Source organism: Streptomyces sp. NPDC002888 (assembly GCF_042888465.1).
Lineage (GTDB): Bacteria > Actinomycetota > Actinomycetes > Streptomycetales > Streptomycetaceae > Streptomyces.
The window spans coordinates 1-24,474 of sequence record NZ_JBIAPU010000007.1; the positions used below are offsets into that span (position 1 = coordinate 1).

Annotated in this window: 27 protein-coding genes; 17 read left to right on the forward strand and 10 right to left on the reverse strand. The window is 72.1% G+C overall.

Annotated features, from left to right (window positions below; translation table 11 throughout):
* Nucleotides 1-165: 165 nt before the first annotated feature.
* The 7 genes from ACFYWX_RS13265 (at nucleotide 166) to ACFYWX_RS13295 (ending at nucleotide 5,424) form a co-directional block, all read left to right on the forward strand.
* Nucleotides 166-843 carry a class F sortase gene (locus ACFYWX_RS13265; protein ID WP_389424093.1) on the forward strand — a complete coding sequence of 226 codons (678 nt, stop codon included), beginning with the start codon at nucleotides 166-168 and terminating at the stop codon, nucleotides 841-843.
* 180 nt (nucleotides 844-1,023) lie between these two features.
* Nucleotides 1,024-2,178, forward strand: a complete 1,155-nt coding sequence (locus ACFYWX_RS13270; protein ID WP_389424094.1) for a sensor histidine kinase — start codon at nucleotides 1,024-1,026, stop codon at nucleotides 2,176-2,178.
* Nucleotides 2,166-3,320, forward strand: coding sequence for a hypothetical protein (locus ACFYWX_RS13275; protein ID WP_389424095.1), 1,155 nt, complete (start codon nucleotides 2,166-2,168; stop codon nucleotides 3,318-3,320). The genes ACFYWX_RS13270 and ACFYWX_RS13275 overlap by 13 nt, the downstream gene beginning before the upstream one ends.
* Complete coding sequence (locus ACFYWX_RS13280) at nucleotides 3,317-3,952, forward strand: response regulator (protein ID WP_389424096.1); 636 nt, start codon at nucleotides 3,317-3,319, stop codon at nucleotides 3,950-3,952. The genes ACFYWX_RS13275 and ACFYWX_RS13280 overlap by 4 nt, the downstream gene beginning before the upstream one ends.
* A gap of 168 nt (nucleotides 3,953-4,120) precedes the next feature.
* Nucleotides 4,121-4,351, forward strand: coding sequence for a hypothetical protein (locus tag ACFYWX_RS13285; RefSeq protein WP_389424097.1), 231 nt, complete (start codon nucleotides 4,121-4,123; stop codon nucleotides 4,349-4,351).
* A gap of 28 nt (nucleotides 4,352-4,379) precedes the next feature.
* Nucleotides 4,380-4,634 (forward strand): hypothetical protein, encoded by a 255-nt coding sequence (locus ACFYWX_RS13290; RefSeq protein ID WP_389424098.1) that lies wholly within the window; start codon nucleotides 4,380-4,382, stop codon nucleotides 4,632-4,634.
* Nucleotides 4,635-4,647: 13 nt separating this feature from the next.
* Nucleotides 4,648-5,424: a hypothetical protein gene (locus tag ACFYWX_RS13295; RefSeq protein ID WP_389424099.1), complete on the forward strand. Its 777-nt coding sequence runs from the start codon at nucleotides 4,648-4,650 to the stop codon at nucleotides 5,422-5,424.
* A gap of 62 nt (nucleotides 5,425-5,486) precedes the next feature.
* Here ACFYWX_RS13295 and ACFYWX_RS13300 read toward each other — a convergent pair whose 3' ends face one another.
* Nucleotides 5,487-7,151 carry an FAD-dependent oxidoreductase gene (locus tag ACFYWX_RS13300; protein WP_389424100.1) on the reverse strand — a complete coding sequence of 555 codons (1,665 nt, stop codon included), beginning with the start codon at nucleotides 7,149-7,151 and terminating at the stop codon, nucleotides 5,487-5,489.
* A 182-nt stretch (nucleotides 7,152-7,333) separates the two neighbouring features.
* Here ACFYWX_RS13300 and ACFYWX_RS13305 point away from each other — a divergent pair, with 182 nt between their 5' ends.
* The 3 genes from ACFYWX_RS13305 (at nucleotide 7,334) to ACFYWX_RS13315 (ending at nucleotide 9,753) form a co-directional block, all read left to right on the forward strand.
* Nucleotides 7,334-8,488: a SchA/CurD-like domain-containing protein gene (locus ACFYWX_RS13305; protein WP_389424101.1), complete on the forward strand. Its 1,155-nt coding sequence runs from the start codon at nucleotides 7,334-7,336 to the stop codon at nucleotides 8,486-8,488.
* A 52-nt stretch (nucleotides 8,489-8,540) separates the two neighbouring features.
* The gene (locus ACFYWX_RS13310) at nucleotides 8,541-8,957 is read left to right on the forward strand and encodes a cupin domain-containing protein (RefSeq protein WP_389424102.1); all 417 of its coding nucleotides are present in this window, start codon (nucleotides 8,541-8,543) and stop codon (nucleotides 8,955-8,957) included.
* A gap of 250 nt (nucleotides 8,958-9,207) precedes the next feature.
* A complete protein-coding gene (locus ACFYWX_RS13315; RefSeq protein ID WP_389424103.1) occupies nucleotides 9,208-9,753 on the forward strand; it encodes an AAA family ATPase in 546 nt (181 codons plus the stop codon).
* 10 nt (nucleotides 9,754-9,763) lie between these two features.
* Here the strand turns inward: ACFYWX_RS13315 and ACFYWX_RS13320 are convergent, their stop codons facing one another.
* Nucleotides 9,764-10,321 (reverse strand): TetR/AcrR family transcriptional regulator, encoded by a 558-nt coding sequence (locus ACFYWX_RS13320; RefSeq protein ID WP_389424104.1) that lies wholly within the window; start codon nucleotides 10,319-10,321, stop codon nucleotides 9,764-9,766.
* A 119-nt stretch (nucleotides 10,322-10,440) separates the two neighbouring features.
* Between ACFYWX_RS13320 and ACFYWX_RS13325 the strand changes: the two genes are divergently transcribed.
* From ACFYWX_RS13325 to ACFYWX_RS13350, 6 genes are all read left to right on the forward strand, one after another.
* Complete coding sequence (locus ACFYWX_RS13325) at nucleotides 10,441-11,592, forward strand: FAD-dependent monooxygenase (RefSeq protein WP_389424105.1); 1,152 nt, start codon at nucleotides 10,441-10,443, stop codon at nucleotides 11,590-11,592.
* A 75-nt stretch (nucleotides 11,593-11,667) separates the two neighbouring features.
* A complete protein-coding gene (locus tag ACFYWX_RS13330; RefSeq protein ID WP_389424106.1) occupies nucleotides 11,668-12,708 on the forward strand; it encodes a permease in 1,041 nt (346 codons plus the stop codon).
* Nucleotides 12,705-13,502, forward strand: a complete 798-nt coding sequence (locus tag ACFYWX_RS13335; RefSeq protein WP_389424107.1) for a TIGR03943 family putative permease subunit — start codon at nucleotides 12,705-12,707, stop codon at nucleotides 13,500-13,502. The genes ACFYWX_RS13330 and ACFYWX_RS13335 overlap by 4 nt, the downstream gene beginning before the upstream one ends.
* A gap of 50 nt (nucleotides 13,503-13,552) precedes the next feature.
* Nucleotides 13,553-14,632, forward strand: a complete 1,080-nt coding sequence (locus tag ACFYWX_RS13340) for a YihY/virulence factor BrkB family protein (RefSeq protein ID WP_389424108.1) — start codon at nucleotides 13,553-13,555, stop codon at nucleotides 14,630-14,632.
* A gap of 185 nt (nucleotides 14,633-14,817) precedes the next feature.
* On the forward strand, nucleotides 14,818-15,531 hold the full coding sequence (locus ACFYWX_RS13345) for an alpha/beta fold hydrolase (protein ID WP_389424109.1): 714 nt from the start codon (nucleotides 14,818-14,820) through the stop codon (nucleotides 15,529-15,531).
* 106 nt (nucleotides 15,532-15,637) lie between these two features.
* Complete coding sequence (locus tag ACFYWX_RS13350; protein WP_389424110.1) at nucleotides 15,638-16,000, forward strand: DUF952 domain-containing protein; 363 nt, start codon at nucleotides 15,638-15,640, stop codon at nucleotides 15,998-16,000.
* Nucleotides 16,001-16,044: 44 nt separating this feature from the next.
* On the opposite strand, the gene ACFYWX_RS13355 is transcribed toward ACFYWX_RS13350, so the two are convergent.
* Nucleotides 16,045-17,235, reverse strand: a complete 1,191-nt coding sequence (locus ACFYWX_RS13355) for an RNA polymerase sigma factor (protein ID WP_389424111.1) — start codon at nucleotides 17,233-17,235, stop codon at nucleotides 16,045-16,047.
* Entirely contained in the window at nucleotides 17,235-17,585 is a 351-nt protein-coding gene (locus tag ACFYWX_RS13360; protein ID WP_389424112.1) for a YciI family protein, read from the reverse strand. The genes ACFYWX_RS13355 and ACFYWX_RS13360 overlap by 1 nt, the downstream gene beginning before the upstream one ends.
* A 106-nt stretch (nucleotides 17,586-17,691) precedes the next feature.
* Between ACFYWX_RS13360 and ACFYWX_RS13365 the strand changes: the two genes are divergently transcribed.
* A complete protein-coding gene (locus ACFYWX_RS13365) occupies nucleotides 17,692-18,723 on the forward strand; it encodes an acyl-CoA dehydrogenase family protein (RefSeq protein ID WP_389424113.1) in 1,032 nt (343 codons plus the stop codon).
* Nucleotides 18,724-18,814: 91 nt separating this feature from the next.
* On the opposite strand, the gene ACFYWX_RS13370 is transcribed toward ACFYWX_RS13365, so the two are convergent.
* The 6 genes from ACFYWX_RS13370 to ACFYWX_RS13395 all read right to left on the reverse strand — a co-directional run bounded on the left by ACFYWX_RS13370 (nucleotide 18,815) and on the right by ACFYWX_RS13395 (nucleotide 24,390).
* Nucleotides 18,815-19,954 carry an LLM class flavin-dependent oxidoreductase gene (locus ACFYWX_RS13370; RefSeq protein ID WP_389424114.1) on the reverse strand — a complete coding sequence of 380 codons (1,140 nt, stop codon included), beginning with the start codon at nucleotides 19,952-19,954 and terminating at the stop codon, nucleotides 18,815-18,817.
* A gap of 31 nt (nucleotides 19,955-19,985) precedes the next feature.
* Entirely contained in the window at nucleotides 19,986-21,170 is a 1,185-nt protein-coding gene (locus ACFYWX_RS13375) for an SfnB family sulfur acquisition oxidoreductase (RefSeq protein ID WP_389424115.1), read from the reverse strand.
* A 5-nt stretch (nucleotides 21,171-21,175) separates the two neighbouring features.
* Nucleotides 21,176-21,730, reverse strand: a complete 555-nt coding sequence (gene ssuE / locus ACFYWX_RS13380; RefSeq protein ID WP_389424116.1) for an NADPH-dependent FMN reductase — start codon at nucleotides 21,728-21,730, stop codon at nucleotides 21,176-21,178.
* A gap of 59 nt (nucleotides 21,731-21,789) precedes the next feature.
* Nucleotides 21,790-23,007: an acyl-CoA dehydrogenase family protein gene (locus tag ACFYWX_RS13385; RefSeq protein WP_389424117.1), complete on the reverse strand. Its 1,218-nt coding sequence runs from the start codon at nucleotides 23,005-23,007 to the stop codon at nucleotides 21,790-21,792.
* 30 nt (nucleotides 23,008-23,037) lie between these two features.
* Complete coding sequence (gene sfnG / locus ACFYWX_RS13390) at nucleotides 23,038-24,165, reverse strand: dimethylsulfone monooxygenase SfnG (RefSeq protein WP_389424118.1); 1,128 nt, start codon at nucleotides 24,163-24,165, stop codon at nucleotides 23,038-23,040.
* A gap of 141 nt (nucleotides 24,166-24,306) precedes the next feature.
* Nucleotides 24,307-24,390, reverse strand: a complete 84-nt coding sequence (locus ACFYWX_RS13395; protein ID WP_350760414.1) for a putative leader peptide — start codon at nucleotides 24,388-24,390, stop codon at nucleotides 24,307-24,309.
* Nucleotides 24,391-24,474 lie beyond the last annotated feature (84 nt).

Consider the following 24,474-nt stretch of genomic DNA (forward strand, 5'->3'; position numbering starts at 1 on the left):
CGGCGGCGCCTACACCCTGCGCCGCAAGAAGAACGCCACCACCCTGGCCTGATCCATGCCCCCCGCAATACCCCGCTGCGGCCGCCACCCGTGACTCACCGGCACGGCGTGGCGGCCCAGCCGCGCTCCCCCGCCCACGCCGCGCACCCGCGAGGTCGCCCCCCGATGACAACTCCCACGGAACCCACCCCCGCCCCGGCCGCCGAACAGGCTTCCTCCTCCCGTCTGACCGTCATGTGCGCCGTAGCCGCGCTCGCCCTGGCCCTGACCCTCCTCGGCAGCAACGACGACACGCCGACCCCCACCTCCCAGCCGCCGCGCGCCGCGCCAGCCGCGCCCACGGCGCGGGAGACGGAGGAGCCCGCCGCGCCGGAGCAGACCGGCAAGCACCTCCCGCGCGCCAAACCCCTGCGTCTGCGCATCCCCAAGATCGGCGTGGACGCCCCGTTCACCGGGCTCTCCATCGGTTCCGACGGACAGCTCGAAGCCCCGCCCGCCGACGACACCAACCTGGTCGGCTGGCACGCCGAAGGCGCCTCCCCCGGAGAGACCGGCACCTCGATCATCGCCGGGCACGTCGACACCAAGACCTCCGCCGCCGTCTTCGTCAACCTCGGCGAACTCAAGAAGGGCGACACGTTCTACGTCACCCGCGCCGACCGCCGAAGGGCGACCTTCCTCATCGACAGCGTCGAGACCTTCGAAAAGGACCGCTTCCCCAGCAAGCGCGTCTACGGCGACACCTCCCGGGCCCAGGCCCGCCTGATCACCTGCGCGGGCAACTACGACCGCTCCGTCCGGGATTACACCGACAACCTCGTCGTCTTCGCCCACCTCATCTGACCCACCGCAGCACCCTCGCCACGGCATACATCGCGGTATGCGGCACTTGGCGTGGAACTGCCGCTTTCGGGGTAACTTCCGTGCGCGCCGGGCGGGTTGAGGAACCACCCGGTCCAGGGGCGGACGGGGGAGGCTGTCATCGGAAGCGTCTTACCCGGGAGGGAGCCGATACGGCGACTGGTGGCCTCGGTCTCCGGCCCGGGGTCCGTGGGAGCGGCACCCTCGCGGATCGTCGACTCGGGACTGCGGCGGGCCGCGGCGGGGCTCATCGGCGCCGCGTGCGTGCAGGTGGCGGTCTGTGTCGTGGTCACCCGGTCCGGCTATCCCGTCGTGTTCTGGGCCCTGGTGTGTCCGGTGTTCCTGGTGCCGACGCTCGTCGGCCTGCTGGGTCTGCTGCTCGGGGCCGACTCCACCCGGTGGGTGATCGGGCTCTGCTGTCTGTTCGCCGTCTTCAGTGTGACGGCGAGCTGGGCGGTGGCCCACCGGTACACCGGCGCGGTCAACGTGGCGGAGCCGCTGATCGGGCTCGGTGTGTTCGGCGCGGGCATGTCCGGCGGGCGTCATTCCGGGGCCGCCGCGCTGGCTCTGATCGGATCTCACCGAGGTGCCCTGGCCGTCGCCGGGACGGGCTCGCTGGTCGAGCACGCAAGCCTGGCCCTGCTGGAGACGGGCTCCCTCGTCGCCGCGCTCCTCGGCTGCGCGAAGGTACGGGTGCTGGCGCAGCCGTTGGACGACGCGGCCAGGGAGCTGGCGCGCCAGTCGGAGCTCGACGCCGCGGAGACCGCCCGGACCAACGCCCGGCACGAGCGCGCCCGTCTGCTCCACGACGAACCCCAGACACGGCTGGCCATGGTGGGGCAGGCAGTGGTCGCCGACTCGGCCGAGTTCCGGGCGGACTGCGCCCGGGACGCCGATCTGCTGCGCGGACGTGCGCTGGGCCGGCATTCCGGCCCGGGGCTCACGGAGTCGCTGCGTGCGCTCGTCGAGCACTTCGAGGCCCGGGGGCTGCGGGTGCGGCTCGACACGGAGGGCCGGACGGACGGCGCCGAGGAGCCGTACGTGGTGACGGCCCTGGTGCGGGCGGCCCACGAGGCGCTGACGAACGTACTGCGGCACAGCGGCACCCGCGAGGCCGACCTCGTCGTCGGCGGCACCGCCGAGCGGCTCGTCGTCGAGATCCGTGACGGGGGCCGCGGGTTCGACGCCGAGCCGGCACCGGACCGGATGGGCGTGCGCGGCTCTCTGCGGGCGCGGATGGAGGATGTCGGCGGAAAGGCCGACATCCGGAGCGCCCCGGGTCGCGGCACGTCGGTGGTGTTGCGGTGGCCGGTGTGAACGCCCTGGTCCGCCGGTGGGGACGGCGGAGCGCGAAGGCACGGTATGCGGAGCTGGGCGCGCTGATGTGGCGTTCGCTGCCCATCGGGCTCGCCGTGATGACCCTCGTCAACCTCGCGCAGCTGGCGGCGCACTGGACGGCGTACGACGAGGGGTGGGCCGTCGTGCTCATCCTGGCGGGGCTTGTCACGGTGCTCGCCCTGGTGTGGCTGCGCACGCCCCGGGGGATCGGGCCGGTGCTCTCGGCGGTCGCCGTGCTGGCCGGGCCTGCCGCGTGTGTCCTGATCTCCTTTCAGCTGGACTGCGGCGAACTCACCGGGCTCGCGAACTGGGTCGCCGGGTACAGCGTGGTGCCGATCCTGTTGTTGCCCTTCGGCCGTCCTCCCGAGGAGCCGGTGCTGGGGGTGGCGGCGCTGGTCGCGACGCAGGCGGTGGTGATGGGCGGGGCCGGTCTGAACCTGCGTGACCTGCACAACGTCGTGCTGTCCGGAGGGGCCGCCGCGACCATCGCGACCGGTACGGCCCTGCTGGTCTCGGTCTGGCGGCAGATGGTCGTCACCGGCCGGACGATGGCCCGGGAGGCCCGGTCCACCGCCTGGGCCCGCCGGGTACGCCAGGGTGCCGAGGTCAGCATGGGCTGGGCTGTCGAGGACAGCGAGCGCGAGGCGGCGCGGCTGCTCGACGGGCTCGCCACGGGTGCCCTGCGGGCGGGCGATCCGGCGGTGCAGGTGCGGTGCCGGGAGGTCGCCGACGAACTGCGGCGGCGGACCCGGGAGCTCCAGGGCCGGTCGATGCTCCAGGCGCTGCTCCTGCCCGAGGGGAGAAGCGGTCGCGGCGGCGCCGAGGTGGAGGACGAGGAGGACCTGTGCCGCCGCCTGCCGGTGGAGGAACGTCTCCTGCTGGTGGGCGCCCTGCGCGAGGTGGCCGAGCGGTCCACCGGCGGCCTCTGGGTGACCGTGCACGGGGAGAGTCCGGGCCGGGTGAAGCTGACGGTCGGCACCGACGGCGGGCCCCTGCCCCGTACCCCCTCCTGGGACGAACTGTCCGAACGCTTCCCCGTGCACGTCACGCATGTCACGGGCGACCGCTGGTTCCACATCTGGGAAATGCCGCTGCGCGAGAACCGCCGGGAGAAGGAATGATCAGTGTCGCGGTCGTGGACAACCTCATCACCTTCTGCCAGGGGATGCGGGCGTGGACCGGGCAGCACACACCGGACACCATCCGGGTGGTGGCGGACAGTCCCCGGGTCGGTTCCCTGATCGTGGCCATGCCGGAGCCGCCCGACGTCGTGGTGCTGGATGTCAGGCTGCACGACGGAACGAAACTCGCCCAGAACATCACCACCCTGATGAGGTGGGGCACCCAGGTGGTCGTCGTGTCCGCCGACGACAGCACACCGGAGATGCGTCGGGTCGCCATGGACAACGGCGCCCAGTCCTTCCTCCACAAGGGCGACGACTTCGGGGAGATCTGCCACGCCGTCACCGAGGCGGCCGCCGGCCGGCCGTACGTCAACGCCCGGCTGGCCCACTTCATCTACCGGGAGAGGGAGCGGATCGCGCTGACGTCCCGCCAGGTCGAGGTGGTGGGACTGCTCAACGCGCGGATGCGCACGGCGGAGGTCGCCCACGCGATGGGCATCACCGAGAACACCGTCAAGGGCTACCTCAAGGCCATCCGCGAGAAGTACTACGGGGCGGGGTGCGAGGTCTCCACCCGGGAGGAACTGCTGGAGGAACTCCGCCGCGACGGCTACCTCGGCGACTGGTGACACCCCCGCCCGGGGGTGGTGCCGCACCCCCGGACGGGGGGTCCGCGCACACCCCTCGTCGGTCTGCCGCACAGTGGGCCCGGAAGCGGACGATTGCCTGGTCGGAGGGTGTGTCCTCCGACGGCACATCAGGACCCGGGCGCCCAAGGGCGCATGGAGGCATGTCACATGTCCGGAGTTTCCATCGTCATCAACCGCGCGTTGCGGCCGGTGAAGAACGCGATCGGTGAGGGCATCGGCGAGGCCATCGCCGACGTGGCCGGCGCCGAGGGCAAGAGCCGCGAGCGCATCGTCAACAACAGCCGCCGGGCCTTCAACGTCGGCAGCAGCCTCGCGATCAGCGTGATGACGGCCGACGCCATCGGCGTGGTCGACGCCGTCGACGCGGCCGCCTCCTAACAGACTCACGGCAGGAGAAGAGACCATCATGTTCGACTTCCTCGACGACCTCGTCGATCTGGTGACGGACGTCTTCGGCGGCGGTGACGCGGACACGTCGTCCACCGGCACCTCGTCCGGCGACACCTCGTCCGCCGACCGGGACACGGGGTCGCACAACTCCACGTCCGGCGGCTCGAAGCCGCACTTCAGCGGCTACGGCGGTTGCGCGTGCGGCTGCTCCGGGTTCGACGGGCTCGGGCAGATGTGCAACAACTGCGGCCACTCGTTCGCTCTCCACTGAGCCCCGTCGCCGGATGGGTGCTCACTTCCCAGGCAGCCGCGGGCCCGTTCGGGGAACGGGTTCGCGGCTGCCGCTGCTCGCGGCCCTGGCGTGTCTGGTGGCCGGGGTGGGCGCGATGAGCGCGATGGCGCTGGCGACCGAGCCGCCACCGGGAGTGCGTCCGCTGTGGTCGTACTGGAGCGGCACCGTCGGGGACCTGCTCCTGCCGGTCGTGGTGTACGGGCTGACCAGGGCCTGCCAGGTGCTCGCGGTCACGCCGGAGCCGGCGGACACCGTGGACGCGGGGCCGCGCGACCGGCGGCGGGGGCGAAGCTGCCTCGTGGCCGCCGGTGTCGGCGCGGCGATCGGCGCGGTGTCCCAGGCCGCCTGGCTCGCCGATCCGGATCCGCAGCTCAACTGGCTGCTGATCGCCCCGCATCTTTTCTCGCCCGCCGGTTACTACCACGCGGGGTTCCTGGTCCTCACGTCCGCCGGTGTCGCCGGCACCGGCTGGGAGGCGCTGCGGCGCGCCGGGCGGGCGAGGGGCACCGCCCGGTTGCGCCGGGTGCTGTCGGGCCACGGCTGCTCCGTGGTCCTGGCCTCGGCCGGGTTGTTCGTCCTGACGGTGGTGAAGGACTCCGCCCCGCTGACGGACACGGTCTCGGCCCGGGCGACCGTGGCGGCCGTGTCCCTCGCGCCCGTCGCCCTGCTCGGGGTGGCGGTGTGGCGCCTGGGGCGCGACGCCACGGTGCTTCTCCGTCCGCTCGTCATCGCCTGCTGTGGGGTGGCCGTCGCCTCGGTCGTCCTCTGAGGGGTCCTTGCACTATGCCCGCCCGGGTGGCGCGCTCGTAGTGCAAGGACCCTTGAGTCGGGTCAGGGCCGCGCCAGCAGCGTGGTGAGGACCTGACGCAGCGTCGGCTCCGGGTCCGGGTCGGTGTCCGAGGAGCGCCACGCGACGAACCCGTCGGGGCGGACGAGTACCGCGCCTTTGGGCGTCGTGCCGTGGAGTTCCGACCAGTCCATGTCGCCCTCGGGCACCAGGTCGGCGTCGGGGCCGTCGCCCACCCGGTACGAGGTGAGCGGGACGGACAGCTCCGCGGTGAGGCGGGCGGCGGCCTCGTGCCATCCGCTCCCGGCGGCGGCGTCGCTGAGCAGGATCAGGGACCGTTCGTAGAGGTCGAGGGTGGAGACCCGCTCGCCCCGGTGGCTCATCCACAGGTGCGGTGCTCTGCTGCCGGGCTCCCCCGTCAGGTTCAGGGCCTCCGGGACGACCGGGGTCGCGGGGTCGGCGCCGACGACCGCGCCCTGCGGGTACCGGTAGCCGAGGGCCACGTTGAGGATGCCGCGCTGGGGACCACCGCCACCACCGCCGACACCGGGCGCCGGGGCGAAGCCGGGGTGGCTGTGCTCGACCGACCGGGCGGCGGCTCGGGCGCTGGTCGTCTCCGCGACCGGTCGGCGCTCGGCGTCGTACGTGTCCAGCAGCCCCTCCCCCGCCCAGCCGCCGAGGACCGCGGCCAGCTTCCAGGCGAGGTTGTGCGCGTCCTGGATGCCGGTGTTGGAGCCGAACGCGCCGGTCGGGGACATCTCGTGGGCGGAGTCGCCGGCCAGGAAGACACGTCCCGACCGGTAGCTGCGGGCGACGCGCTGGGCGGCGTGCCAGGGCGCCCGGCCGGTGATCTCGATGTCGAGGTCCGCGACTCCGACCGCGCGGCGGATGTGCGCCGCGCACCGCTCGTCGGTGAACTCCTCCAGCGTTTCGCCGTGCTCGGGGTGCCAGGGGGCGTGGAAGACCCAGTTCTCCCGGTTGTCCACCGGCAGCAGGGCGCCGTCGGCGTCCGGGTTGGTCAGGTAGCAGACGATGAAGCGGCGGTCGCCGACCACGTCGGCGAGGCCTCGGGAGCGGAAGGTGACGCTGACGTTGTGGAAGAGGTCGCCCGGGCCGCTCTGCCCGATGCCGAGCTGTTCGCGGACGGGGCTGCGGGGGCCGTCCGCGGCGACGAGGTAGTCCGCGCGGACGGTGGTGTGCTCGCCCGTACCGCGGCTCTTGACCACGGCGGTGACGCCGGTGGAGTCGGCGTCGAACGACATCATTTCGGTGTGGTAGCGCAGGTCGCCGCCGAGCTGCCGGGCGTGGTCGAGGAGGACGGGCTCCAGGTCGTTCTGGCTGCACAGGCACCAGGAGCTGGGGCTGAAGCGGGCCAGGCCGCCGCCCGCGTCGATCTTCCGGAACAGCCATTCGCCGGCGTCGCCGACCAGGGTGGGCGTCTGCAGGATGCCGTGGTTGTCGGCCAGCGTGGCCGCCGCCTCGTGGATCGCCGGCTCGGCGCCGGCCACCCGCAAGAGCTCCATCGTGCGGACGTTGTTGCCCCGGCCGCGTGGATGGATGGAGGTGCCGGAGTGCCGCTCCACCAGTGTGTGCGGCACCCCGAGCCGGCCCAGGAACAGCGAGGTCGACAGGCCGACCAGGGAACCGCCGACGATGAGGACCGGAACCCGGTGGGTCTTGGTGTCGGCCTGCTCGGCTCTTGCGTTCATCTCTCGCCTCCAGCACGTCGTGTCCGCGGAATCGGCCGCGTACGGCACGGCCGGGCCCTTCATGCATGCCACCCGCGGCGGGCGGTGGCTCAGGCTTCACCCGCTTGACCCGCCTGGTTCGCGGTGCCTGCGGGCACGACCCACGATCGTCCTTACGTGTCCCCGAGGAAGAGGTGTGCCGGATGACGGTCTCCCCTGCCGTGCCGACGGATTCGGACGGTGTCTCCACCACCGTTGTCTCCACCACCGCGTTCGACGGATCCCGAGTGCGGGTCGTCCTGATGCTGGACATCCACGACGGAACCCAGCGGGAGTTCCTGGCCGCGTACGAGTACATGCGCGACCGGGTGGCCGCCGTGCCGGGGCACATCAGCGACCAGCTGTGCCAGTCCCTCGAGAACCCCACGCAGTGGCTCATCGCCAGCGAGTGGGAGAGCGCGCCGCCCTTCCTCTCCTGGGTCAACAGCGAGGAGCACCTGGAGACGGTGCAGCCGTTGCAGCACTGCGTCCGTGACACCCGCTCGATGCGCTACACCGTCCTGCGGGAGACCGGGGGCGCCCGGGCACGCGCGGTGGCCGACGAGGCGCTCCAGCCTGCTCCCCGCGTGGGCGGCAACGTCGTACGTCACGCCCTGACCTTCACCGTCAGGCCCGGCAGCGAGTCCAAGGTCGGGGAGATCCTGTCGGGCTACGCGTCGCCCGAGGCACGCGTGGACGACACCACTCGCCTCCTGCGCACGTCGCTGTACTTGTACGGCAACCGGGTCGTGCGCGCGGTCGAGGTGCGGGGCGACCTCCAGGCCGCGCTGCGCCACGTCGCCCGGCAGCCCGAGGTGCGGGCCGTCGAGGAGGCCATCAACCCGTATCTGGAGCGGGACAGGGACCTGGACGACCCGCAGTCCGCCCGGCTGTTCTTCACCCGCGCCGCCCTGCCCGCCGTCCACCACGTGACGTCCGGGCGCCCGGACGGGCCGCGTGTGCAGCGGTGCGCCCTGCACTACCCGGTCCGGCCCGGCGCCGCCCAGACGTTGGCCCGGCTGCTGGCGCGGCAGGACGAGGCCGCCGCGGGCGACCCGGCCAGTCCAGTGCGGGCAGCCACCGTGTTCCACCGCGACGACCTCGTCGTACGGCTCGTCGACGTGGAGGGCGAGCCGGACGGTGCGCCCGCGTACGTCCTCGCGCTGCACGAACCCGTCGGAGTCGCTGAGGCCGAGCGGCTGCTGGACGCGGCCGCCCTCGGCATCGACGGGCCGCTGACGGACGAGCGCACGCTGCTGCGGCTCCTCGCACACACACGCATGCAGCCCCTGACCGACCGCCGGTCCCCCGTCTCCTGACCGACCGCCTTCCCTGAACGTCCCACCGCTTCCCGCCTTCGGAGTGACTGACATGACAGAGCGACAGGCCCGCATCGTCTCCCTCGCCGACGCCGCGCCCAACCGCCGACGCGGCGGTGACGTCCGCGCCCTTCTCACGCCCACCACGGTGGGGTCGACCAGCGGCTTCATGGGCGTGGCCCTCGTGCAGCCCGGGGAGCGCATCGCGGAGCACTACCACCCGTACTCCGAGGAGTTCGTGTACGTCACCCACGGCACGTTCGAGGTGGACCTGGACGGGGAGCCGCACCCCCTCAGAATCGGCCAGGGGCTGCTGATCCCGCCGTACCTGCGCCACCGCTTCCGCAACGTGGGCGACGACGAGGCGCGTCTCGTGTTCCACCTGGGGCCGCTGGCTCCGCGCCCCGACCTCGGGCATGTCGACACCGAGGAAGCGGCGACGCAGGAGGCGGCGGAGCGGGTGTCGTAGCCGGATCGACCAGGTCACGCGCTCGCCGCCGAGGCGACCCCGGGGCGGAGCGGCCCCATGCAACGAACCCCACCCCCGAGATTCGGGGGTGGGGTTCGTATCCGGAGCGCCGGGCAGGCCTTGCACCTGCATTTCCCCGCAGGAAGCGGGGCGTCTTTCCTTGGACCACCAACGCGTGGCACTGCCACCGGAGTTCCGGCGACCTGCTCAAGATCAAGCTTACCGCATGTTCGTCGGTAGGCTGACCACGATGACGACGCCCCCCTCCCCCACCCGACTGGTGGTCCTGCGCGGCAACAGCGCGTCCGGCAAGAGCTCGGTGGCCGCGGGGCTGCGCGAGCGATACGGCCGCGGCATCGCCCTGGTGAGCCAGGACGTCCTGCGCCGCGAGGTGTTGCGCGAGCGGGACATGCCCGGCGGCGTCAACATCGGCCTGATCGACCTGACCGTCCGGCACGCCCTCGACCACGGCTTCCACACGGTGCTCGAAGGCATCCTGTACGTCGCGCACTACGGCGACATGCTCACCCGGCTGGTGGCCGACTACTCGGGGCGCAGCCACTGCTTCTACCTGGACGTCCCCTTCGAGGAGACCCTCGCCCGCCACGCCACCAAGCCGATCGCGGACGAGGTCGGCGCGGCCGAACTCCGCTCGTGGTACCGGCCGTTGGACCTGCTGCCGGGCGGCGTCGAGACCGTGGTCCCCGCCGACAGCTCACTGGCCGCGACGATCGACCAGGTGATGCGGGTGTCGGGACTCGGCGCGCCCGCCGAGGCGCCGAGCGGCTCCTCCTGACGGGCGGCGCTCACCGCAGGGCCGCCGCCACCAGCCCGTGGATCTCGGTGCCGGACACACTTCCGCCGGTCACCAGGCGGTCGAAGACCAGCCCGTCCACGCAGGCCAGCAGCGTGACGGTGCGCTCCTCGGCGTCCGCGTGCCCCTGCGCCGCCAGGAAGTCCTGCAAGGTCTGCCTGGCCGCGTTCTCGCGTGGTACGAGGATTTCCCGCAGCTCTGGATGGCGGACGCTCTCGAGGGCGCAGGCGTAGCGGGCGAGTGAGCGTCGCCGCCCCTCGCCCGTGAGTCGTCGGTCGACGAAGGCGACGAGTCCGGCGACGAGTTCCTCGGCGCTTCGCAGCGTGGGCGTCCGCTCGCCGATCGCCTGGAGTTCGACCTGGTCGAGCGCCACCAGGCGGCGGACCAGCGCGGTGAGCAACGCCTGGCGCGTGCGGTAGTACGCGGAGGTCGTGCCGTGTGGCAGGTCCACTGCCCGGTCGACCGCCCGATGGGTCAGGCCCCGCATTCCGGCCTCGGCGAGCACGCCGATGGCCGCGTCGGCGAGGACGGTGCGTCGGTCCGTGGACATGCCCCTTTTCTACACCCGTAGAGGGGTGGAGTAGTCTCAGGGCCACCCGTCTTCTACATCTGTAGAAGGCGAGCGGCACGGGGGAAGACGGCGGCACGAAGTGGACAAGGAGGCCGGGTATGGGCGGCAGTGCGGTGGTGGTCGGGGGCGGCATCGGCGGGCTGGCTGCCGCGATCGGGCTGCGCCTGGTCGGCTGGGAGGTGACCGTCGTCGAACGCGCCGCCGTCCTGGCCGACGTGGGTGCGGGGATCTCCCTCCACGCCAACGGCATCCGTGCGCTGAACGCCCTCGGTGTCGACATCGGTGCGGCGGCGCGTCCCCAGTACACGGGAGGCACGCGTGCCCCCGACGGCCGTCGGCTGGCCCGGATGGACGGAGCCGCGCTCGAGCGTGAGCTGGGCACGCCGATCGTCGGCATCCCCCGGGCCGACCTGCACCGACTGCTGCGCGCCGCGCTGCCCGCCGAGTGCCTGGTCATGGGGGCGGAGGTGACGTCCGTCGACCGAGGAGGTGCCGGGCGGGTGCGGGTCCCCGTGGGGGACGGCGTACGGGAGGCGGATGTGGTCGTGGCCGCGGACGGCGTCAACAGTGGGCTGCGTGCCCAGGTGTTCCCTCACCACCCCGGCCCGGCCTACAGCGGTTCGACGGTCGTGCGCGCCATCACCGAGCGTCCCGTCGAGCTGGACACCGACTTCGACCTGACCTGGGGCGGGGGTGCCGAGTTCGGTCACATCGCGTTCGTCGACGGCCGGGCCGAGTGGCACGCGGTGTACAACGCGCCCGCCGGGGTGCGGCACGAGGACGCCCTCGCCGAGATGCGCCGCCGCTTCGGCGGCTGGCACGATCCGATCCCGACGCTGCTGGAGGCCACCCGGCCGGACGCCGTCCTGCACCACGACATCCATGAGCTGGTGACGCCCCTGCCCGCCTTCGCCGCGGGCCGGATCGCCCTCCTCGGCGACGCCGCCCACGCCATGACGCCCCACCTCGGCCAGGGCGCCTGCCAGGCGCTGGAGGACGCGGCCGTACTGGCCGCCGCGCTCGCCGCCGAGCCGACGGTCGAGGCGGCGCTGTCCCGTTACGACGCCGAACGCCGCCCGCGCAGCCAGTCCGTCGCCCGCGCCGCGCGCCGGGCCGGGCGGATGGGTCAGCATCTCGCACACCCGCTCGCCGTCGCCGTACGCGACACCGCGCTGCGGCTGGCTCCGTCCCGGGCGACCGTCCGCACCGTCCTGCGGCACGCCGACTGGAGGCCGCCGCGCCTGGGCTGACCGTGCGCGGGGCGGGCTGGTCGGAGGCGGGTCGCGGCTACCGCTATGTTCGACGCGAACAATCAAGGGGTGGGGATGCAGAAGACGGATGAACTGGACGAGGAGGCGGAGGCAGCGGTCGCGGACCCTGTGGCGTCCGCCGACGACGCCTCCGCACGTGGCCGGCCCCGGTCCTGGGGGCTCCTGCTGGTGGGGGCGGCCGTCGTCCCCGGTACGGCGCTGTTCGTCGTCGGCCGCTTCATGGACGCGCCGGCCATGCAGGCCTGGCGGACCGTCTGTCTCGCCATCACCGTGCAGGCGATGCCCTTCCTGCTGCTGGGTACGGCCCTGTCCGGGGCGATCAACGCGTTCGTGCCGGCGCGGGTGTTCAGCCGGGTGCTGCCCAAGCGGCCCGCGCTCGCCGTCCCGGTCGCCGGGGTCGCCGGGGTCGTCCTGCCCGGGTGTGAGTGCGCGTCGGTGCCGGTGGCGAGCAGCCTGATCGGCCGCGGTGTCCCCCCGGCCGCCGCCTTCGCGTTCCTGCTGTCGGCCCCCGCCATCAATCCGGTCGTGCTGACCGCCACGGCCATCGCCTTTCCCGGCAGCCCCGCCATGGTGCTGGCCCGGCTGCTGGCCTCGCTCGCCACCGCCGCCGTGATGGGCTGGCTGTGGCTCTGGCTGGGCCGTGCGGAGTGGCTGCGGCCGTCCGTACGGCACACCGGGCACCGGCCGGGGCACAGCCGCTGGACGGAGTTCCGGCTCGGCTTCCAGCACGACTTCCTGCACGCGGGCGGCTTCCTGGTCGTGGGGGCCATGGCGGCGGCCACCTTCAACGTGGCGGTACCGCGCTCCGTGCTCGACGCGTTCACCGGCTCGCCCTGGCTGTCTGTGTTGTTCCTGGCCGCGCTGGCCATCCTCCTCGCGGTGTGCTCGGAGGCCGACGCGTTCGTCGCCGCGTCGCTCACCGGCTTCTCGCCCGTCGCGCGGCTGACGTTCATGGTGGTCGGGCCGATGGTGGACCTGAAGCTCATCGCCCTTCAGGCGGGGACGTTCGGTCGGGCCTTCGCGGTCCGTTTCTCCGCCGCGACGACGGTCGTCGCCATCCTGTGCAGCGTGCTGATCGGAGGGGTGCTGCTGTGAGACGGCCCGTGCAGATGGTCCTGCTCGTGCTCAGCGGCCTCGCCCTGCTGCACGCCTCGCTCTTCACCGACCTCTACCTCAGGTACGTCAAGCCGGGGATGCGTCCGATGCTGGTCGTGTCGGGGGCGCTGCTGCTCGTGCTGGGGGTGGTGGAGGCGTGGTCGTACTGGCGGTCGGGGGGCAGGGGCCAGCCTGGCGTCGGGCATGACGGCCCAGAGCCGATTGGCCATGATGCCGACCACCAAGACCCCGCTGGCCATGATCATGACCACTCCCATACGCCCCGGGTCGCCTGGCTGCTGCTCCTCCCCGCACTGAGTCTGCTCTTCTACGCCCCGCCCACGCTCGGCGCCTACACCGCCTCCCGCGCGGAGCCCAAGGCCGTCGCGAAGGTCGCGGAACAGGACGACTTCGACCCGCTGCCCGCGACCTCGCCGCTGCCGATGACTCTCACCGACTTCACGGAGCGGGTGCAGCAGGACCGCGAGCAGGCCATCAAGGGACGCAGTGTGCAGCTCACCGGGTTCGTGACGCCGGGCAAGGGGGGTGATGGCTGGGATCTGACCCGGATCATCTTCTCGTGCTGTGCGGCGGACGCCCAGTCCGTGAAGGTGCGGGTCCATGGGAGCCCGGCCCTGGCGGCGAACACCTGGGTGACCGTCGTCGGCACCTGGCATCCCGGCGGGACGCTGGGCACGAGTTCCGCTCCGGCCGCGCTCGACGCCGGCGCCGTCAAGAAGGTCGACCGGCCGGTGAACGGCTACGCAGACGCTCTTCCCCTCAAGCCGTCCTGAAGGTCGTCCCGCCCACGCATGAGCCGGGAGAGCGGGGATACCCCGGCCATATGGGACGAAATGCGAAATCCGATCACCGAGTCGGCCGACCATCTGCGCAGGTCGAGCCGGAGCAGCAGAGGGAACGGGAGCCGGAGGCCCAGGGCGAGCCGCAGACCGAGAGGCTCGCGCAGGCGGAACAGCGGGCGCCGGACCAGCCGACGCAGTTGCCCCGGCAGTCCTGGATGGCGGTGCTCAAGGGGACGGTCAAGGAGTTCAAGGACGACGAGCTCACCGACCGCGCCGCGGCTCTGACGTACTACGGCGTGCTGGCGATGTTCCCGGCCCTCCTCGTGCTGGTCTCGTTGCTCGGCATCGCGGGCAAGTCGGCCACCGACCAGGTCCTGGACAACATCAGAACGCTGGCCCCGGGGTCGGCCCGGGACATCATCAGCGACGCGGTGCAACAGCTGCAGGGCCGGGGCGGCATCGGTTCGATCATGGCCGTGGTCGGCCTGGTGCTGGCGGTGTGGTCGGCCTCCGGCTACGTCGCGGCGTTCATCCGCTCGGCCAACGCCGTGTACGACATTCCGGAGGGGCGCCCGGTCTGGAAGGTGCTGCCGGTCCGTCTGGGCGTGACGGTGTCGCTGCTGGTGCTGGCGGTCGTCAGCGCGCTGATCGTGGTGTTCACGGGCAGCCTCGCCCGGGAGGCCGGTGCGACGCTGGGCATCGGGGACACGGCGCTGACGGTGTGGGCGTTCGTGAAATGGCCGGTGCTGGTCGTTCTTGTCACTGTCATGATCGCGCTCCTGTACTGGGCGGCGCCCAACGTGAAGGGCCGCGGCTTCAAGTGGATCACCCCGGGCAGTGTGCTGGCCCTGGTGATCTGGTTGATCGCCTCGGCCGGGTTCGCGTTCTACGTGGCGAACTTCGCCTCCTACAACAAGACGTACGGCACCCTCGCGGGAGTGATCGTCTTCCTGGTGTGGCTGTGGATCAGCAATATCGCGATCCTGCTCGGCCTGGAGTTCGACGCGGAACTGTCCCGTCAGCGCGCCGTCGCCGGTGGCCTGCCGGCCGATGAGGAGCCTTACGTCCCGCCGCGCGACACGCGCGCGTGGAGCGAGGAGGACCAGCGCCGCATGGAGTGACCTCAGGGTCGGTCCTCGGCACGGCATGCGCGGGCAGTGCGATGTCCGTGCACGGAGAGGCAACCCGGGTGCAAAGGCCGTTGGTGTGATGGGGGCCGGAGCACGGCAGGTGCCGCCGGGCCGGCGGTTTCCGTGACCCGTCGAGCAGGTCTCGTCGTGCACGTGATGATCAGGAGAAGTGACCCATGACCGGTAAGAAGCCCACCGTCGTTCTCGTGCACGGGGCGTTCGCCGAATCCTCCGCCTGGAACTCCGTCACCGAGCGCCTCCGGGCGGCCGGGCACCGGGTGATCGCGTTCGCCAACCCGCTGCGCAGCCTGTCCGGCGACGCCGAGGCGCTGCGGAGCCTGCTGACCTCGATCGAGGAGCCGGTCGTGCTCGTCGGCCACTCCTACGGCGGAGCGGTCGCCTCGAACGCGGCACGTGACGTGCCCGGGGTCCGCGCGTTGGTGTTCGTCGCCGCCTTCGCGCCCGAGTCCGGTGAGAGCATCGGCGAGCTGACCGGCAAGTTCCCCGGCAGCACCCTGCCCGACGTCCTGGACGTCGTGCCCCTGGCGGACGGCACCAGCGACTTCTACATCCGCCAGGACGCCTTCCACCGGCAGTTCGCCGCCGACCTGCCCGCCGAGGAGGCCGCCCTCAACGCCGCAGCCCAGCGCCCCCTGCGCGACACCGCGCTCAACGAGGCCTCCGGTGAGCCCGCCTGGAAGACCGTCCCCTCCTGGTTCGTCTTCCCTGAGCTGGACCGCAACATCCCGCTCGAGGCCCACCGCTTCATGGCCGACCGTGCGGCCGCCAAGGAGGCCACGCTCGTCCCGAACGCCTCCCACGCCCTGCCGGCCTCCAGCCCCGAGGCCGTCACCACCACGATCCTCAACGCCGCGGACGGCGTCGCCTGATCCACGGCGAGTGGGAGGGCGCGCCGAACCGGCCGTGCCCTCCCACTCGTTCTGCGGCCGCTCCACCGGTGCGAACACGCGTTCCGGCAACAGGTATAACCGGACCATGATCTATCACCTCGTCCCGTTCGCTGACTGGAACGCCCTTCCCGACCAGCCCTACACCCCGGCCTCCCTCGGGGACGACGGCTTCGTGCACTGCTCCCCGGACGAGCGGACCACCCTGGCCGTCGCCAACGCCTTCTACACGAACGCGCCGAGGCCGCTGCTGGCCCTGGTGCTGGACGAGGACCGGCTCACCGCCCGGCTGGAGTGGGAGGAGGCGGTTCCCGCCCCGCCGCCCGGGGCCGCCGACGACGTCTCGTTCCCCCACGTGTTCGGGCCCCTCGACCGCGAGGCTGTCGTACGGGTCCTGGAGGTCCAGTGGGACGAGGAGGGCCGGGCCACGGGGTTGCGGGACATGAGCTGACGGCGCCACCCGCGAGCTGCCCGGTCCTGCCCTTCGACTGGCCCTCACCGACGGACGAGTTCCTGCCGTCGGCGCTCCAGGAAGCCCCGCTCCGCCACGCTCTCGACGAGGGTGAGAGCGGTGTCGTACGCCCGTACCGCCTCGGTGTCGCGGCCCAGGCGGCGCAGCAGGTCGGCGCGCACGGCGTGGAAGACGTGGTAGCCGTCGAGGTGGAGGCCGTCCAGTGCGGCGAGGGCCGGGCCCGGGCCCTCGGTCTCGGCGAGGGCGACGGCGCGGTTGAGGGCCACGACGGGGCTCGGCGCGAGGGCCATGAGCTGGTCGTAGAGCCGCAGGATCTGCCCCCAGTCCGTGGCATCCGCGGTCGGCGCGTCGCTGTGGACGGCGTTGATCGCGGCCTGGATCTGGTACGGGCCGGGCCGGCCGCGGCGCAGACAGCGGCGCACGAGCGACTGGCCCTCGGCGACAAGGGCGCGGTCCCACCGGGTGCGGTCCTGTTCGCCCAGCGCGACCAGCTCTCCCTCGGCAGTGAAGCGGGCGGGCCGGCGCGACTCGACGAGCAGCATCAACGCCAGCAGCCCGGTCACCTCCGGCTCGTCCGGCATCAGCTCGGCGAGGAGCCGGCCCAGCCGTACGGCTTCGGCGCACAGCTCGGCGTCGCCCGTGTACCCCTCGTTGAAGATCAGGTAGACGACCGCGAGGGCGCCTCGCAGCCGGTCGGGCAGGTCGGCGTCGCGGGGCACGCGGTAGGGAATCCCGGCGTCACGGATCTTCGCCTTGGCCCGGACCAGGCGCTGGGCCATCGTCGGTTCGGGCACGAGGAAGGCACGCGCGATCTGGGCGGTGGTGAGCCCGCCGAGGAGACGCAGGGTCAGGGCGACCTGGGCCTGGGCGGCGAGGGCGGGATGGCAGCAGGTGAAGATCAGACGGAGTCGGTCGTCGCGCACGGGGCCCTCCTGCTCCGGTGCGTCGGGCGCGTACAGCAGGGCGGCCTCGGCGTGGCGGGCGTCCCGGGTGGACTCGCGGCGCAGGCGGTCGACCGCGCGGTTGCGTGCGGTGGTGATGATCCAGCCCGCGGGGCTGGGGGGCGGCCCGGTGTCCGGCCACGTCCGTACGGCCGTTGTGAAGGCGTCCTGGACCGCTTCCTCGGCGAGATCGATGTCGCCGAGGAAACGGACGAGGACGGCGACCGCTCGGCCGTACTCCGCGCGGAAGACGGCCTCGACGTCGAGCGGCATCAGGCCTCGCCCATGAAGGGGCGCACCTCAATGGGAAGTGTGGTGGCCCAGGTCGCCCGGCGGCCCCACTCCAGGGCCGCGTCCAGGTCGGGAGCCTTGATCAGGCAGATGCCGCCCAGGTACTCCTTGCCCTCGGCGTACGGGCCGTCGGTGATCAGCACGTCGCCGCCGCCGGGCCGCAGCACGGTGGCCGTCTCGGGGCCGTGCAGTCCGGCGGCGAAGACCCAGGCGCCTGCCTCGCGCAGCTCCTGGTGGAAGGTCTCGAGATTGCGCTTGATCTCCGCGAGCGCCTCGGCCGAGGGCGGCTCACCCTCGCTGGGCTGGACCACGCTGAGCAGGTAGTACTTCATGACGGTCTCCTTGGCGTCGGGTGGTTCGCTCGGCTTGTCTCACCTCCTACACGAACGGCAGGCGGCCCGATCGACACCCCGCCCCGCGACACCGAAGAATCGTCCCATGACCACAACACCGCACCCCCTCGTCGGCCGTGCGCGGCAGCTGGCGAACGACCTGCTCGCGCCGCACGCGGAGCGCGTCGACCAGGAGGGCGTACCCGATGAGCACATCGCGGAGATCAGGCGGTCCGGGCTGCTCGGCGTGAGCGCGCCGAAGGAGTACGGCGGTGCGGACGCGCCCGCCGCGGTGGCCCGGGAAACGGCGGAGATCCTGGCCGGGGCGTGCTGTTCGACGTGGTTCGTACAGACCCAGCACCACACGCCGGTGGCGACGCTGACGAAGAGCGAGTCCGCCGTACGCGAGCGCCTGCTCGGCCCGCTGGCCCGCGGCGAGCTGCTGTCCGGCGTGGCCTACGCCCACCTGCGCGCTCACCCGCGCACCCCGGTACGGGTGACCCGCGAGCGCTCCGGCTGGCGCTTCGACGGCACGGTGCCCTGGTACACCGGCTGGGGCCTGAACGACGTGATGCTGCTCGCCGGAATCACCGACGCCGACGAGGCGTTCTTCGCCTTCACGGAGGCACGGGAGCAGCCGGGCCTGCGGGCGTCGGCACCGATGCGGCTCGCGGCTCTCACCGCCTCGCGGACGGTCGCACTGCAGCTGGACGGCCTCTGGCTGCCCGAGGAGTCCGTGGTCCTGCGCCGACCGTACGCCGAGTGGGCCGCGTCCGACCGCGCGAGGACCCTCAACGCCTCACCCGCGGCCTTCGGTATCACGGAGACGGCCCTCGGCCTCCTGGACGACGACACGGCGGCCCCGTTGCGTGCCCGCCTCCACGAGATCCGCGGGAGGGCCTACGCCCTCGCCGACCACTCCGTCGCGCAGGAGCACGAGGAGGAACGGCTGGCCCTGCGCACCCAGTCGTTCGAACTGCTGCGCACGGCCACCACGGCGGCGGTGGTGACCGGCGGCGGCCGCACCATGATCCTCACCAACAAGGCCCAGCGCCTGGCCCGCGAGGCCCTGTTCCTCCTGGTCCAGGGCCAGACCAGGGAATCACGAAGGGCACATCTCAACGCCCTGGCTGGTTAGGGGCGCGGGGCTGTATCGATATGCGGCTCCGCCGCGGGGCGCGAAAGGCCACCCACAACCCGCCCCCGCCGAACAACAGAAACCACCCCACTCATCCGGCGAACGGCACCTGCACCGACGGCGCCTGGCGGGCGACCGGATGCTTCCACACACCCTCGCGGGCCAGCCGAGGCAGCACACCCTCCCCGAACCAATAGGCCTCCTCCAAGTGCGGATACCCGGACAGCACGAACTCCTCGATGCCCAGCGCGGCATATTCCTTGATCCGCTCGGCCACCTCCTCATGGCTGCCGACCAGCGCGGTCCCCGCGCCCCCGCGCACCAGCCCGATCCCCGCCCAGAGGTTGGGATGGATCTCCAGCCGGTCCCGGCTGCCGCCGTGCAGCGCGAGCATCCGCTGCTGCCCCTCGGACTCGCTGCGGGAGAGCCCGGCCTGTACGGACCTCACGGTCTCCGCGTCGAAGCCCTCCAGCAGCCGGTCCGCCTCCGCCCACGCCTGCTCGGAGGTGTCGCGGGTGATGACGTGCAGCCGGATGCCGAAGCGCACGGTGCGCCCCTCCTTCGCGGCCAGTGTCCGGATCCACGCGATCTTCTCGGCGACCTGGGCGGGCGGCTCGCCCCAGGTGAGGTAGACGTCGACGTGCCGGGCGGCGATCTCTCCTGCGATGGGCGAGGATCCACCGAAGTACACCTCGGGCACCGGGTCGGGGACCCGGGCCAGCTTCGCGTCCTCGACCTGGAGGTGCTCGCCCTTCAGGTCGACGGTCTTGCCCTCCCACAACTCCCGTACGATCTGGAGGAATTCGCCGGTACGCCGATACCGGTCGTCCTTGTCGAGGAAGTCGCCGTAGGCGCGCTGCTCGTGGCTCTCGCCGCCGGTGACGACGTTGAGGAGCAGCCGTCCGCCGGTCTGCCGCTGGAAGGTGGACGCCATCTGCGCGGCGAGGGTCGGCGAGACGAAGCCGGGCCGGAAGGCGACGAGGAACTTCAGGCGCTCGCTCTGCTGGGCGACCATCGCCGTTGTCAGCCACGCGTCCTCGCACCAGGCTCCAGTGGGGGTGAGCGCGCCCACGAAGCCCAGGTCCTCCGCGGCGCGGGCGATCTGGCTCAGGTAGGCGACCGTCGGCGGCCGGTCCCGGCCGGAGGCGGTGGCCGGGGTGCCGTGGCCGCCGCCGACGACATGGCGGCTGTCGCCGTTGGTGGGGAGGAACCAGTGGAAGGTGAGGGACACGTGGGGTCTCCGATCAGGAATGTCCGTCTGTCTACAGCAGGCCGTGACGGGGTGGCCGTGTGCCGCTGAGCACGTACCGGCCGATGTGCTGGATCTTCCAGCGGGCCGGGTCGTGCAGGGTGTGGGTGCGGGCGTCGCGCCAATGGCGGTGCAGGTTCAGTGAGTTGAGGGCGGAGCGGGTGCCGGACACCTCGAAGACGGCGCTCGCGACGTCCACGGCGGCGTGTCCGGCCTGCACCTTCGCCGCGGCGACCGCGATGGACGCCTCGGCCGCCGAGTCGTCGGTGAGGTCGGCCCGCGCCGCGTCCACCGCGCGGGCGGCCTCCCGCAGCAGTGCCTCGGACGCCCGTACCTGCAGGGCGAGTTCGCCGAACCGCTGGATCAGCAGCGGGTCCTCGGCAGCCGTGTCGACCCCGCTCTCGAACCACGGCCGGCTCTTGGTCCGCACGAACTCCGCGGCCTCGGCCAGTGCTCCGCCGGCGATTCCGGCGTCGATGGCGGCGTGCAGCAACTGCGCCACTGCACCGTGGAGTTGAGGTCCGCGGAAGGTGAGGTGGTGGGGCAGGACCCGGTCGGCCGGTACGGGGACGTCGTCCAGGCGGACGGTGCCGCTGGCCGTCGTACGCTGGCCGAGGCCGTCCCAGTCGTCGATCACCGTGAGGCCGGGGGCGTTTCGTGGCACGTAGGCGACGTGCAGGTTGTCGTCCTCGGCGTGGGCCAGCACGGGGATCCAGTCGGCGAAGAGGGCGCCGGTGGAGTAGTGCTTGACGCCGCTGAGGACGTACGAGCCGTCGGGGCGTCGTTCCAGTCGGGTGCGGATGTCCTGGACGTGCCGGGTGCCCGCCTCCGACTGGGCGTTGCCGAGGCGGCGGCCGGCCAGGAGTTCGGCGAAGAAGAACTTCTGCTGCTCGGGCGTGCCCTGACGGCGGATCACGTTGACGTAGGCGAAGTGGCTCTGCGGGATCTGGGCGAGGCTGGCGTCGGCCGAGGCGAGCAGCCGGAAGATCTCGACGAGGGTCCCGGCGCCCACGTCCGCACCGCCGTGCTCGCCGGGGACGGTGACGGCGAGCAGGCCGGACCGCGACAGTCTGTCCAACTCCGCGCGTGGCAGGCGCCGCCCGGCGTCGCGTTCCGCGGCGCCCGCGCGGAACTCGTCGGCCAGCGCGGCTGCGACCGCGAGGGCCTCGGCCTCGTCGGCGATGACGTGAGCGGACATCACGCTCAGCCCGCCGCGGCCAGGAGCGGGGTGCGCCCGAGGGCCACCGAGAACTGGTCGACGACCTGGGTGAGCGCCTCGGTGGCGCTCGGCACGACGCTCAACGAGCCGTCCTCGTGCACGGTGATGTCCTTGTCGAGGGTGAACCAGCCCTGCACGATGTGGGCCGCGCCCATGGAGGTGAGGACGGGACGCAGGGCGTAGTCGATGGCCAGCACATGGGCGATGCTGCCGCCGGTGGCGAGCGGAAGCACGGTCTTGCCGGTGAGGGCGTACTGCGGGAGCAGGTCGAGGAGCGCCTTGAGGACGCCGGAGTACGACGCCTTGTAGACGGGGGTGCCGACCACGACGCCGTCGGCCCGCTCGAACAGCTCGGTGGCCTCGACGATCGCCGGGTGCCGGAAATCCGCTCCCAGCAGGGCCTCGGCGGGGATCGTGCGGACGTCGAGCGGGATCACCTCGTGCCCCTGTGCGGCGAGCCGCTGGTCCAGGTGGCGCAGCAGGCGGTTGGTGCGGGAGGAGACGGAGGGGCTGCCGGAGACGGACAGGACGGTGGCCATGGTTTCTCTTTCTGGGAGCCCGGGGCACCCGTGCGGCACGGGCGCCCCGGCGGAAGCGGTCAGGAGTACCAGGTGGGCTCGGGCAGTTCGCCCTCCAGGACCCAGCGGCCGACCTCGCGGCGCTTGTAGGCGACGGGGTCGTGCAGGGTGTGGGTGCGCACGTTGCGCCAGAACCGGTCGAGTCCGTCGGCGGAGGCGGTGGAGCGGGCGCCGGTGACCTCGAAGATCCGGTTGCCGATCTCCAGGGCGACGTCCGTCGCGCGGGCCTTGACCGCGGCGACCCGTACCTCGAAGTCGCCGCGGGTCTGCGCGGTGACCGCGTCCGGGTCGTCATGCAGCTTCTGGCCCTCGGCGGCGACGGCGTCGGCGAGCGCCTCGACCGCCCAGAGCTTCGCGGTCAGGTCGCCGTAGGTGTCGATGACGTACGGCTCGTCGACCGCCCGGTCGTGGCCGCTGTGCAGCCACGAGCGGGACTTGGTGCGGGTGTAGGTGGCGGCGGTCTCCAGGGCGCCGCCGGCGATGCCGAGGTAGAAGTTGACGAAGACGAGCTGGATGGTGGGGACGTTGAGGGTGTTGTAGGTGCGCGGCTGGAACTCCTTGTCGACGTAGCCGGCCGCCGTGGACCACGGGGTGCGGACGCCGTCGAGGGTGACGCTGCCGCTCTCGGTGAGCCGCTGGCCGATGTTGTCCCAGTCGTCGTGGAAGACCAGGCCCTCGCTGTCGGAGGGCACGATCGCGAAGACATGCCGGTCGGTGCCTTCGAGGACGCCTTCGAGCACGGTGACGTCGGAGACCTTGCTGCCGGTGGAGAAGGACTTGCGGCCGGTGAAGACGAGATCGTCCCCGTCCTCGGTGACGACGACGTCCTTGTCGCGGGGGTTGACGGCCCCGCCGAAGAACCAGCGGCCCCGTGCGGCCTCGGCCTCGACGTGCTCCCACTGTTCGCGGGTGCCGACCAGGCGGGCGGCCCAGTTCCACAGGTAGTGGTAGCCGAGGAGCTGGCCGATGGAGCCGTCGGCCTTGGCGACCTCGCGGACGACCCGGTAGGCGGTCGGCCAGTCCTGGCCCGCGCCGCCGTGCTCGACGGGCCCGAGCAGGGTGACCAGGCCGGAGTCCTTCAGCAGTTGGACCTCGGCGTACGGGGTGGCGCCGGCGCGGTCGCGGGCGGCGGCGTCGGTGGCGAGGACGGCGGCGACCTCGGCGGCGCGGGTGATCCAGTCCTGGGCGGTCTGCGGGGCGGGGCGGGTGGTCCAGTCGGTGGGCGTGGCGGTGCTCATGGCGTACGACCTCCTTCGCGGTGCGGGTGCTCAGGCGTGGACGGGGGCGGACTCGGACTCGGCTTCCGCGTCCGGGAGTTGGGCCTCCAGTTCGCGCACGAGCGGCAGCACCCGCTTGCCGAAGTACTCGACCTCCTCGTGGTAGTGGAGGAAGCCGAGGAGGAGCAGGTCGACGCCGAGCTTCTTGTAGGCGACGATGCGCTCCGCGATCTGCTCGGGGGTGCCGATGAGCCCCGTACGGAAGCCGTCGTTGTACTGGACGAGGTCCTCGAAGGAGGAGTCCTGCCACATGCCCTTGCCGTCGGCGGTGGACTGGCCGGCCTGCTTCACGGCCGCGCCGAAGCCCTCCACGGCCTCACTGTCGGCCTTCGCGACGATCTCACGCAGGGTGTCGCGGGCCTCGGCCTCGGTGTCGCGGGCGATGAGGAAGCCGTTGAGGCCGAACTTCGGGGCCGTACGGCCGGCTTCTGCGGCGGACTTGCGCACGTCGGCGATCTGCTCGGTCACCCCGTCGAAGTCCTTGCCGTTGGAGAAGTACCAGTCGGAGACCCGGCCGGCCATGCGGCGGGCGGCGCTGGAGTTGCCGCCCTGGAAGATCTCCGGGTGGGGGCGCTCGGGGGTGTTGAGCGGCTTGGGCTTGAGGGAGAAGTCGCGCAACCGGTAGAAGTCACCGGCGAGTTCGGTGTGGTCCTCGGTCCAGATCTGGCGCAGGGCGCGGATGAACTCCTCGGAGCGGCGGTAGCGTTCGTCGTGTTCCAGCCACGGTTCGCCGAGGGCGGTGAACTCGCCCTTGAACCAGCCGGAGACGACGTTGACCGCGAAGCGGCCGTGCGAGAGGTGGTCGGCGGTGGCGCCGAGCTTGGCCAGCACGCCGGGGTGCCACAGGCCGGGGTGGACGGCGGCGATGACCTTCAGGCGCTGGGTGGCGAGGAGGAGGGCGAGGCTGAAGCTGGTCGACTCGTGCTGGTACTCGGCGCCGTAGCTCGCCATGTAGCGGACCTGGCTGAGGGCGTAGTCAAAGCCGTTGTTCTCGGCGAGGACGGCGAGTTCGCGGTTGTACTCGTACCCCCAGTCGGTGCGCTGCTCGATCTTGCTGGTGACCAGTCCCCCGCTGACGTTGGGGACCCAGTAGGCGAATTTCACGGGCTCTGCGGGCATGCGGAACTCCTGTTGCGGAATGTTTTCGAGCACGCCGAATTCAATGCCGGTGCAGGCCCCGTGACAGTGTTCAAGGGGTGCGCGGGCGCGGTGAATTCCGGCGGGAAAAGAGGAAAGCGCGGCGGATCCCCGGGAGGGCGATCAGGCCGCGGCGCAACAGGAGGCGCTGGAGACGCGCGCGAGGTCGACATGGCGTCGCCGCGTGAGGTCCAGTCGCATCTTCATGTCGTCGATCGTGGCAGCCGCCGGTCACGGCCGTCAAGGTAAACCCGACCGGTCTCGTATCGCGGACCATTGAATTTCACGAAG

Bases quoted from the DNA above. Each gene is read 5' to 3' on its own strand.
- ACFYWX_RS13265 (WP_389424093.1), top strand. From the start codon at position 166: ATGACAACTCCCACGGAACCCACCCCCGCCCCGGCCGCCGAACAGGCT.
- ACFYWX_RS13280 (WP_389424096.1), top strand. From the start codon at position 3,317: ATGATCAGTGTCGCGGTCGTGGACAACCTCATCACCTTCTGCCAGGGG.
- ACFYWX_RS13285 (WP_389424097.1), top strand. From the start codon at position 4,121: ATGTCCGGAGTTTCCATCGTCATCAACCGCGCGTTGCGGCCGGTGAAG.
- ACFYWX_RS13290 (WP_389424098.1), top strand. From the start codon at position 4,380: ATGTTCGACTTCCTCGACGACCTCGTCGATCTGGTGACGGACGTCTTC.
- ACFYWX_RS13295 (WP_389424099.1), top strand. From the start codon at position 4,648: ATGGGTGCTCACTTCCCAGGCAGCCGCGGGCCCGTTCGGGGAACGGGT.
- ACFYWX_RS13300 (WP_389424100.1), bottom strand. From the start codon at position 7,151: ATGAACGCAAGAGCCGAGCAGGCCGACACCAAGACCCACCGGGTTCCG.
- ACFYWX_RS13305 (WP_389424101.1), top strand. From the start codon at position 7,334: ATGACGGTCTCCCCTGCCGTGCCGACGGATTCGGACGGTGTCTCCACC.
- ACFYWX_RS13310 (WP_389424102.1), top strand. From the start codon at position 8,541: ATGACAGAGCGACAGGCCCGCATCGTCTCCCTCGCCGACGCCGCGCCC.
- ACFYWX_RS13315 (WP_389424103.1), top strand. From the start codon at position 9,208: ATGACGACGCCCCCCTCCCCCACCCGACTGGTGGTCCTGCGCGGCAAC.
- ACFYWX_RS13320 (WP_389424104.1), bottom strand. From the start codon at position 10,321: ATGTCCACGGACCGACGCACCGTCCTCGCCGACGCGGCCATCGGCGTG.
- ACFYWX_RS13325 (WP_389424105.1), top strand. From the start codon at position 10,441: ATGGGCGGCAGTGCGGTGGTGGTCGGGGGCGGCATCGGCGGGCTGGCT.
- ACFYWX_RS13330 (WP_389424106.1), top strand. From the start codon at position 11,668: ATGCAGAAGACGGATGAACTGGACGAGGAGGCGGAGGCAGCGGTCGCG.
- ACFYWX_RS13340 (WP_389424108.1), top strand. From the start codon at position 13,553: ATGGGACGAAATGCGAAATCCGATCACCGAGTCGGCCGACCATCTGCG.
- ACFYWX_RS13345 (WP_389424109.1), top strand. From the start codon at position 14,818: ATGACCGGTAAGAAGCCCACCGTCGTTCTCGTGCACGGGGCGTTCGCC.
- ACFYWX_RS13350 (WP_389424110.1), top strand. From the start codon at position 15,638: ATGATCTATCACCTCGTCCCGTTCGCTGACTGGAACGCCCTTCCCGAC.
- ACFYWX_RS13355 (WP_389424111.1), bottom strand. From the start codon at position 17,235: ATGCCGCTCGACGTCGAGGCCGTCTTCCGCGCGGAGTACGGCCGAGCG.
- ACFYWX_RS13360 (WP_389424112.1), bottom strand. From the start codon at position 17,585: ATGAAGTACTACCTGCTCAGCGTGGTCCAGCCCAGCGAGGGTGAGCCG.
- ACFYWX_RS13365 (WP_389424113.1), top strand. From the start codon at position 17,692: ATGACCACAACACCGCACCCCCTCGTCGGCCGTGCGCGGCAGCTGGCG.
- ACFYWX_RS13375 (WP_389424115.1), bottom strand. From the start codon at position 21,170: ATGTCCGCTCACGTCATCGCCGACGAGGCCGAGGCCCTCGCGGTCGCA.
- ssuE (WP_389424116.1), bottom strand. From the start codon at position 21,730: ATGGCCACCGTCCTGTCCGTCTCCGGCAGCCCCTCCGTCTCCTCCCGC.
- ACFYWX_RS13385 (WP_389424117.1), bottom strand. From the start codon at position 23,007: ATGAGCACCGCCACGCCCACCGACTGGACCACCCGCCCCGCCCCGCAG.
- sfnG (WP_389424118.1), bottom strand. From the start codon at position 24,165: ATGCCCGCAGAGCCCGTGAAATTCGCCTACTGGGTCCCCAACGTCAGC.
- ACFYWX_RS13395 (WP_350760414.1), bottom strand. From the start codon at position 24,390: ATGAAGATGCGACTGGACCTCACGCGGCGACGCCATGTCGACCTCGCG.